The organism is Hymenobacter psychrotolerans DSM 18569, from assembly GCF_900142395.1.
GTDB classification, from domain to species: Bacteria; Bacteroidota; Bacteroidia; order Cytophagales; family Hymenobacteraceae; genus Hymenobacter; species Hymenobacter psychrotolerans.
Window position 1 is genome coordinate 1 of sequence record NZ_FRAS01000048.1, and the last position, 8,623, is coordinate 8,623.

Sequence of the window (8,623 nt, forward strand, 5' to 3'; positions counted from 1 at the left end):
CGCTCTGCCTGCCGCCAGGCAGTGTACTGCGTCAGGACCTGGGTCTGGTGGGCCATACCCCGGCCGGCGTGGTGGTGGAGATGCCCCACAAGAAGCCGCCGAAGCGGGAGTTGACCTTCGCTCAGCAGCTGTACAACCACTTGCTGAGCCCCTTACGCGTGGTCATCGAGCATGCCCACCGGAATGAAGCGCTTGCGCATGGTACAGGACACGTTGCGCTTGCGCGGCCAGTGGCGGCGCGACACGGTCATCGTGGTCGCCTGCGGGCTGCACAACCTACGCGTGCGCAGTCCCCTGCGCCTCTACGCGCCCGATAAATTCCCCAAACTGTCCGAATAAGGTTTATTATATCCATGTTCATTGGGCCCCTTGCCACGCTTCTGCTGGTTTCCGCTTACCGAAATCCGCCGATAGAGCACAAGCCGGCTGCAGAAAAGGATACTGAAAGGTTCAGAGCGGATTAACTGAATGTTGCGCCGAGAGTATTGCGCACAAACAACCTACCAAAAACGGCCCGGCCGCCGCTCCTGCCACTATGGCAAGGAACGGCGGCCGGGCCGTTTTTGGTGCTCCTGAGCCTACTTGGCGGGGCCACTGACCGTGAATTCAGCCTGCGTGTTTTCCCACATCAGCCGGACCGGGCCGCTGGCATCGGCGGTGATGGTGAACTGCTCGACGGGCTGCGCCAGCTTGGTGGGCTTCACCTTAATGCGCAGCGCGTCTTCGCCTGATTTATACTCGTATGCGCCCCACTGCTTGAACTCCCGGTTGAAGATGATGGTCCACTCGTCGGGGCCGGGGATGGTGAACAGGGCGTACATGCCGGCGGGCAGGGTCTGGCCGTTGATAAGGGCGGCCTTTTCCACTTTAAAGGTAGTGGCCTCGTTTGCGCCGGTGCGCCACACCTCGCTATAGGGCACCAGCTTGCCGAACACCTGCCGGCCTTTGGAATTTGGGCGGCTGTATTCGATGGTGACGGGCACGCCGTTGATGGTAGCCGAAACGGTAGCCGGCGGGCTCGGCCGCTTCGACTTGTCTTCGGGCTTCTTGCCGGTCATCTGCTCCTGAGCGAAGGCCGCACCGGACAGCAACACCAGCACCAGCAGCCAGCAGGCGGAAAGCAGGCGGGGATAGAGGGACTTTTTCATGAGTGGGGAGAGAAAGGTTGGTGAAAGAAACGTACGTGCACTACGCAGACCGGCCGGCATCATGCCACCGCTGGCTACCACCTCACCCGGCCACACGGCGGAATTACCTGGCAATGAGCCAATATACAGATTCCACTACATTAGTACCAGATGGTTGTACGCAAACTGAAGCATAGCGGTGACATTATGCGGCCCGGCAATTACTTCTACCGGCAGCGCTATTCCTCGTTGTTCATCCGGGATGTGTCGCGCGTGTCGGCCATGCGCAGGTACACCACCAGCGAAATGGCCGCGCAGGCTGTCACGTACCAATAAAACCAGCTCTCTACGCCTTTGCTTTTGGCCAGCAGCGCCACGTACTCGGCCGAGCCGCCGAAGAGGGCTACCGTAAGCGCATACGGCAGGCCCACACCCAGCGCCCGTATTTCGGTTGGAAACAGCTCGGCTTTCACCACGGCATTGATGGACGTGTAGCCGCTCACAATCACCAGGGCCGCTACCAGCAACCCGAAGGCCGCGCCCGGGCTGCCGGCCTGGCCCAGCCACGTCATCAGGGGCACGGTGCCCAGCGTGGCCCCAATGCCGAAAAACAGCAGCACCGGCCGCCGCCCTACCCTATCTGACAAGCCGCCCAGCAGCGGCTGCAGCAGCATGGCCACACCCAGCGCCCCAAACGACACGAGCGTAGCCTGGTCTTTGCTGAATCCGGCGGTATTCACCAGAAACTTCTGAGTGTAGGTGGTAAAGGTGTAGAACACCACGGTGCCGCCCAGCGTGAGGCCCACTACCGTGAGCACCTCCCGCGGGTAGCGCAGCAGCACGGCCAGTTTGCCGGGCTGAGCCGGCTGGGGCGCACTGGCTTCGGCGGCCGTCTGGCGCGTAAAGGCATCCGTTTCTTCCATGGTGCGGCGCAGATACAAAGCCACCAGCGCCGCCGCAGCCCCAATGGCAAAGGGAATCCGCCAGCCCCAGGCCTGCAGCTCGGCCGGGGTCAGGAGCTGTTGCAACCCGATTTGCACCAGCAGCGCCAGCAGTTGGCCGGCAATCAGGGTCACGTATTGGAAGCTGGAGAAAAAGCCCCGGTTGCGCTGGTCGGCCATTTCACTCAGGTAGGTGGCCGAGGTGCCGTATTCGCCGCCTACGCTCAGGCCCTGCAGCAGCCGCGCCAGCACCAGCAGCACCGGCGCCGCCACCCCAATCTGGCGGTAGGTGGGCGTAATGGCAATCAGCAGGGAGCCGCCGCACATAAGCAGCACGGAGGCCAGTAGCGCCGCTTTGCGGCCGGCGCGGTCGGCGTAGCGGCCCATGAGCCAGCCGCCGAGGGGCCGCATCAGAAACCCCACCGCAAAAATGGCGGCCGAGTTGAGCAGCTGCGCGGTCTGGTTGCCTTCGGGAAAGAACGAGGGCGCGAAATACAGCGCAAACGCCGAGTACACGTACCAGTCGTACCACTCGACCAGGTTGCCCACTGAGCCGCTGAAGATGGACCGGATACGGGACGCCATGCTGCGGCCGGCGGGTGCGGAAGAAGTGCTGTGCATGGCGGCAAAGTAGCGAATGGCCGCGTCAGAACCGGCCGGCGGCCCGGCACAACCGGTTTATCGGGTTACCTTCGCGGCACTGTTCTTTGTTTGATTTCCAGTCAGACGGCGGAAGGTGGCCGGTACTACCGGCATAAAAGGGAACCGGGTGCGAATCCCGGACAGACGCGCTACTGTAAGTCCCGCGCAGTTTGCACCAGCTCAGAAGTCCATTGGCCGGCCGCTGCCCGCTGAGAAGGACGGTGCAAACGGGACAAGTCAGGAGACCTGCCTTCCGCTGCATTGATGAGGCTGCCTTCGCGAAAAAGGGTCTTATCGGGTACTGACGCGCCGCGGAGGCCGGGACTGTGCGTGCCGGGCCGGTACCGGCGTGCCTGCGGTACCCAGGGCGTTTTTTGAGGAAGGTGGGCGTGGATTTTGGGCCGGAGCACTTCGTTTCTCTTTTTTCACCACTGTATGTCTGCTCTCGAAGCCAAAATTGCCGCCGCCGAAACGCGCATCTTCAAAGCCGTTTTCCCCAACACCACCAACCACTACGACACGTTGTTCGGAGGTACTACCCTGCACATGATGGATGAAGTGGCCTTCATTACGGCCACCCGGTTCAGCCGCCTCAAAATGGTCACGGTATCTTCGGACAAGGTGGATTTTACGCATCCGATTCCCGGCGGCACGCTCGTCGAGCTGATTGGCAACATTGTGCGCGTGGGCAATACCAGCCTGCAGGTGCGCGTAGACCTGTTCGTGGAGCAGATGTATTCCGAGGAGCGAGTCAAGGCGGTATCGGGCCTATTTACCTTTGTCGCCATCGACCAGGACAAGCAGCCGGTCCGGATTCTGACGCAATAAATTCCGGGCTGAGGGTGGTGGCAAGTGTCTGTGTAGTAGCTTAGCCTGCACAATAGAGGAGTTTGCATCGCTGCGCTTGTACTTTCCGTATAGCAGAGCTGAACTTTCTGGCTCCAAGCTTCTGTTTAAGGGGCCATCTGTATACTGTCTTCCCTCTTACATTTGTATGGCTCAGCAGCAGAACAACCCTATTACCGCTCGCTTGGAACAATCTTTTAAAGAAGCCGATCAGGCCCGCGAGGAGCTGACAGAATCTATGTCGAACTCCGTTGCTGCCAACTGCGACCTGCTGCACCACGGCCTGGTCAGCGCGAAAGGGTTGGAAACGACCACCGAAATGTACCGCCATATGCTGGGCCAGTTGCTGCGCCACAGCTCCGGCGAGGTCCGGGCCCAGGTGCTGCAGTCCTTCAACCGCTCGATGGAGAAGTTCTGGCCCCGCAAAGCCGGCCACGATGCTCAGGGCAACCAGCCGGACTAACTCTTCCTGTCTCTGCCGTTCTATCAAGCCCGTTGCAGCCCGTATGGCCGCAGCGGGCTTTTTTTTCGGTTTCTGGGAAGAGCTTTATCATGCCATCCCGGCAATAAGCTATATGTACAATATCTATCTTTCCAGACTATTGCCTTAGCCGCTTTTTTGTTGGTTGCCTCCCGCTATGACTGCCGCCCCGCCGCCCGCCGCCCACTCCGATGCCTGTGTTTTTGACCGCATTGCGCTGAGCTTGTCAGGTGGCGGGTTTCGGGCCTCCGCCTACAGCCTGGGCACTTTGAAAGCCCTGTATCAGCTGGGGTTGCTGGAGCAGGTACACATGCTTTCCACCGCTTCCGGGGGCACCATCACGGGAGCTTATTATGCCATGCGCCGCAAGTCCGGCCACGCCTTCCCCGCCATCTACCACGACTTCTACCGGCTGCTGGAACAGGACGCGCTGCTGCCGCAGGCCCTGGCCCGGTGGGAAGCAGGTATGCAGGCAGCCGGCGCCCAGTACAAGCTGATTCAGGCGTTTGCCGAAACCTACAGCCACCACCTATACGGTGAGGCGCGCCTGGGCATGATCTGGGAACCCGACGCGTCGGCGCAGGCCCCGTTTCATCTACAAAGCCTGGTTTTCGGCGCGACGTAAATGTACTCGGGCCTGGCCTTCCGCTTCCAGTACAGTGCCTACCTGCCGGCCCCCCAAAGCCAACACCGCGAGACTTATGCCATCGGCAACGGCAACGTGAGCCTGCCCGCCGAACACGCCCGCAAGCTGCGCCTCGGCGACGTGGTAGCTGCTTCCTCGTGCTTTCCGGGTGGGTTCGAGCCGCTGGTGCTGCCCGATGACTTCTTCCCGGGCAGCCCGCCGGCCCAGTTGCTCACCAAAGGCGGCCGGCGCACCTCCGACCGGGTGGCGCTGCTGGATGGCGGCATCTACGACAACCAGGGAATCGACAGCCTGCTGGTGGCCAATGAGCGCAACCGCCGCCACCTGGAGCAGGTGCAGCACAGCCACTCGGCCCGGCAGGCGGCGCTGTTGCAGCCCACCACCCTGTTTCTGGTAGCCGATGTGGGAGGAGCCGACAAGGATATTTATCAGGCCCCGGCGCCGCTGCTCTATTCGGCGCGGGCACCCCGGCTAGGGCAGGTTGCGCTGTTGCTGACGGGGCTGGTGGCTGGGCTGGTGGCTGGGCTGGCCCTGGGTGCGTGGCAGCTGTATGCAGCCGGCAACTTCCCGTTTTGGAGTGGGGTGCTGGCGGGTCTGGGGGCCGTAGGTGGCCTGGGGCTGCTGGCGATAGGCTGGGGAATCAGTCGGCTCCGTGGGCTGCTCCAGAGCCACGGCCCGCAACTCCCGGGGTGGGTGCTGCCACGGCTGGCCCGCTTATCGGTGCCGCAGGCGAAGCAGCTGCTGGCCCTGCGGCTCGGGAGCACCCTCAAGCTCCTGACCTCGGTATTTATGCGCCGGGTACACAGCCAGAACTACGAGCAGCTATACCGGCAGCCCGGCGGGATTAAGCCGGCCTACCAGATTGTGAGCAGCATTATCGGCGCCATTGCCACCGACTACGAGCGGCAGACGGCCAAGACGGGCCGCAAGGAAAAGCCCGCGCCGAAAAAGGTCAAAGTCAGTCAGCAGCTGGGCGCCGTGTTTCCGACCATCGACAGCGCGCGGAAAATGGGCACCACGCTCTGGTGGCAGCAGGACAAGTGGCGCCTGCCGGCCATTGTGGCCAGCGCCGAAATCACGCTTTGCTACCAGTTGCTGCGCCGGTTCGAAAAACACCCACCCCAGCCCGGTTCCCGCGAGGCCGAAGTGCAGCGCCGGACCCAGCTCCTGTGGGACGCCTACCAGCGGGGCGGCCCTGGCTACCTGGTTCCGCTGGCGGCTATGCCGGTTCTGCAGCAGCCGGAGGGCACGGTAGAGCAGGTTCTTTCCACTTCGGAACGTTAAGCAGGCCGGCGCGTGTCTGGCTTCTGCCGCCTGCGGCGTCCTTGCGTGCCGCTGCCCGGCAAGTTTCCGGCCCGCACCTGCGTCTTTCTGCGTAATTTTGGGCTTTTGCCTTTCCCTGCTCCTGCCGGAGCTGTTCATGTTGTGGTCCAAAGGATAGCCACCTTTCACCTGTATTATGTCTGATTTACTGCGCGAAATAGAAGTGCTGCTGCCCCCGGCCGTAGCCTACGACGAGTTTGCCCGCTACCGGGCCCTGCTGGAAGCGGCCGGCCTGCAGCCCGGCCAGGCCGACTTCGTGCACCTGCGCAAACGCTCCATTGATGCGCGCGGCCGCCAGCCGCTGGTTCGCCTGCGCGCCGACATCTACCAGACGCCGCCGCCCACCGACCTGTTTGGCCCCTGGTTTCAGTATCCCGATGTGAGCCGGGCGCGGCGCTCCGTTATTATCGTCGGGGCGGGCTCGGCGGGGCTTTTTGCCGCGTTGCGCTGCATCGAGCTGGGCCTGAAACCCATTGTGCTGGAACGCGGCAAAGACGTACGCACCCGCCGCCGCGACCTGGCCGCCCTCAACAAGGAACACCTCGTCAACCCCGACTCCAACTACTGCTTCGGCGAAGGCGGCGCGGGCACCTATTCCGATGGCAAGCTCTACACCCGCGCTACCAAGCGCGGCGACGTAGGCCGCATTCTGCGCCTGCTGGTGCAGCACGGCGCCACCCCCGACATTCTGGTGGATGCGCACCCGCACATCGGCACCAACAAATTGCCCTACGTGGTGGCCGCCCTGCGCGAAAGTATCCTGCAGGCCGGCGGCGAAGTACGCTTCGATACCCGCGTCGATGATCTGATTCTGGAAAACAACCACCTGCGCGGCGTGGTCACGGCCAGCGGCGAGGCACTGGAAGCCGATGCCGTGATTCTGGCCACCGGCCACTCGGCCCGCGACATCTACGAGCTGCTGCACCGCCGCGGCGTACTGATTGAGGCCAAGCCATTTGCGCTGGGCGTGCGCGTCGAGCACCAGCAGGCGCTGATTGACCGCGCCCAGTACCGCCTCAGTGAGCGGGGCGATTTGCCGGCCGCTTCCTATTCACTCGTGCACCAGACGCAGGTGCAGGGCCGGCAGCGGGGCGTATTTTCGTTCTGCATGTGCCCCGGCGGCTTTATCGTACCCTCGGCCACGGCACCCGGCGAGGTAGTGGTGAACGGCATGAGCCCCAGCCGCCGCGACTCCCGCTTCGCCAACTCCGGCATCGTGGCCGCCATTGAGCTCGAAGACATGGACCTGCGCCAGCACGGCGCCCTGGCGGGCCTGCGCCTGCAGCAGCAGATAGAGCAGCGGGCCTGCCGGCTGGCCGGCAACACCCAGCTGGCTCCCGCCCAGCGCCTCGGCGACTTCCTGAAAGGCAACGTGTCGGCCGAGCTGCTGGAAACCAGCTACCAGCCCGGCCTCGTGCCCGTAGCTATGGATGAGGTGCTCGGCAACAACCTGGCCGAGCGGCTGCGCCAGGGCTTCCGCAATTTCGGGCAGAAGATACCGGGCTACGCCACCAACGCCGCCCAGATTGTGGGCGTGGAAAGCCGTACCTCCTCCCCCGTGCGCATTCCGCGCGACCGGGACACGCTGCAGCACCCAGAGGTGCGCGGGCTGTTTCCGTGCGGCGAAGGTGCGGGCTACGCCGGTGGCATTGTATCGGCGGCTATGGATGGCGAGCGGTGTGCGGAAGCTGCGTTGGCAGCCATTGCGGCGAAATAACCGTTTAAAGGCTATACCCCGCCTCGTCCGGCTGCCCCGCACTACCTACCCGGTAGCCTTTCGGATGATGGCCTTACCGCCACTCCCATGAAAAAGACCCTTGTTCTCGGCGCCAGCGACAACCCCTCGCGCTATTCCTACCAGGCCGTGCACCGGCTGCAGCGCCACGGCCACGAAGTAGTGCCGGTCGGCATCCGCAAAGGCCAGGTCGGCGGCCTCGATATCCGCCTCGACCGGCCCGCCGCCAACGATGTAGACACAGTAACGCTCTATGTAGGCCCCCAGAACCAGCCCGCCTGGTACGATTACATTCTGGATCTGAAGCCCAAGCGCATCATCTTCAACCCCGGCACCGAAAACCCGGAGCTGGAGCGCATGGCCCAGGAACGCGGCATCCGCACGGAAGAAGCCTGCACGCTGGTAATGCTGTCAGTAGGCCAGTATTAAACCCCGGCAACCTGTAACGAACGAAAGCGGCCCTCTCCGGAGAGGGCCGCTTTCGTTCGTTACAAGCCATGCAACATATCACACAGTCAATAATATAAATTATTTTTAATATTATTTAAATACACATTTTTAATTAAATTATGCAATAGTTGTATAGTCCCAGGGAGTGATGGTGTATTTTTCGATCTGGAATTTCGCACGCTTTTATGGGACAGATACTTCACGGCAGCGCCCGCACAACGGCGGCAGTGCGGGCCGCTATCCAGCGTAGTTCGGAAAGCTTACAAAGCTTAGCCCGGCGCCATGGCATCAACCCGAAAACCGTGGCCAAGTGGCGCAAGCGCCCCGGCACGCAGGACGCGGTGATGGGACCTAAGCCCGCCTCGACGGTGCTCACGGCGGAAGAGGAAGCGGCGGCCGTGGCCTTCCGCCAGCACACCCAGCTGCCGCTGG

At 62.6% G+C, this 8,623-nt stretch carries 10 protein-coding genes and 1 riboswitch; of the genes, 8 read left to right on the plus strand and 2 right to left on the minus strand.

Translation table 11 applies throughout. The annotated features are described in order from the left end of the window. The first annotated feature begins 183 nt into the window (after positions 1–183). Complete coding sequence (locus tag BUE15_RS22140; protein WP_170865158.1) at positions 184–339, plus strand: hypothetical protein; 156 nt, start codon at positions 184–186, stop codon at positions 337–339. A gap of 239 nt (positions 340–578) precedes the next feature. On the opposite strand, the gene BUE15_RS20830 is transcribed toward BUE15_RS22140, so the two are convergent. Continuing rightward, positions 579–1,148 carry a DUF2911 domain-containing protein gene (locus tag BUE15_RS20830; protein ID WP_073289149.1) on the minus strand — a complete coding sequence of 190 codons (570 nt, stop codon included), beginning with the start codon at positions 1,146–1,148 and terminating at the stop codon, positions 579–581. 218 nt (positions 1,149–1,366) lie between these two features. Then, positions 1,367–2,689: an MFS transporter gene (locus tag BUE15_RS20835; protein WP_073289151.1), complete on the minus strand. Its 1,323-nt coding sequence runs from the start codon at positions 2,687–2,689 to the stop codon at positions 1,367–1,369. Positions 2,690–2,785: 96 nt separating this feature from the next. Further along, positions 2,786–2,978, plus strand: a riboswitch (cobalamin riboswitch). Between the two features lie 167 nt (positions 2,979–3,145). Between BUE15_RS20835 and BUE15_RS20840 the strand changes: the two genes are divergently transcribed. The 7 genes from BUE15_RS20840 to BUE15_RS20870 all read left to right on the plus strand — a co-directional run. Next, positions 3,146–3,538 (plus strand): acyl-CoA thioesterase, encoded by a 393-nt coding sequence (locus tag BUE15_RS20840; protein WP_073289153.1) that lies wholly within the window; start codon positions 3,146–3,148, stop codon positions 3,536–3,538. Positions 3,539–3,740: 202 nt separating this feature from the next. Then, the gene (locus tag BUE15_RS20845) at positions 3,741–4,019 is read left to right on the plus strand and encodes a hypothetical protein (protein WP_139252476.1); all 279 of its coding nucleotides are present in this window, start codon (positions 3,741–3,743) and stop codon (positions 4,017–4,019) included. A gap of 175 nt (positions 4,020–4,194) precedes the next feature. Continuing rightward, positions 4,195–4,662, plus strand: coding sequence for a patatin-like phospholipase family protein (locus tag BUE15_RS20850; protein ID WP_073289157.1), 468 nt, complete (start codon positions 4,195–4,197; stop codon positions 4,660–4,662). Further along, on the plus strand, positions 4,663–5,967 hold the full coding sequence (locus BUE15_RS20855) for a hypothetical protein (protein ID WP_073289159.1): 1,305 nt from the start codon (positions 4,663–4,665) through the stop codon (positions 5,965–5,967). A gap of 175 nt (positions 5,968–6,142) precedes the next feature. After that, positions 6,143–7,723: an NAD(P)/FAD-dependent oxidoreductase gene (locus tag BUE15_RS20860; RefSeq protein ID WP_073289161.1), complete on the plus strand. Its 1,581-nt coding sequence runs from the start codon at positions 6,143–6,145 to the stop codon at positions 7,721–7,723. Positions 7,724–7,810: 87 nt separating this feature from the next. Further along, entirely contained in the window at positions 7,811–8,170 is a 360-nt protein-coding gene (locus tag BUE15_RS20865; RefSeq protein ID WP_073289162.1) for a CoA-binding protein, read from the plus strand. Positions 8,171–8,376: 206 nt separating this feature from the next. After that, on the plus strand, positions 8,377–8,623 hold a 247-nt coding region (locus BUE15_RS20870; protein WP_139252477.1), incomplete at its 3' end, for a transposase.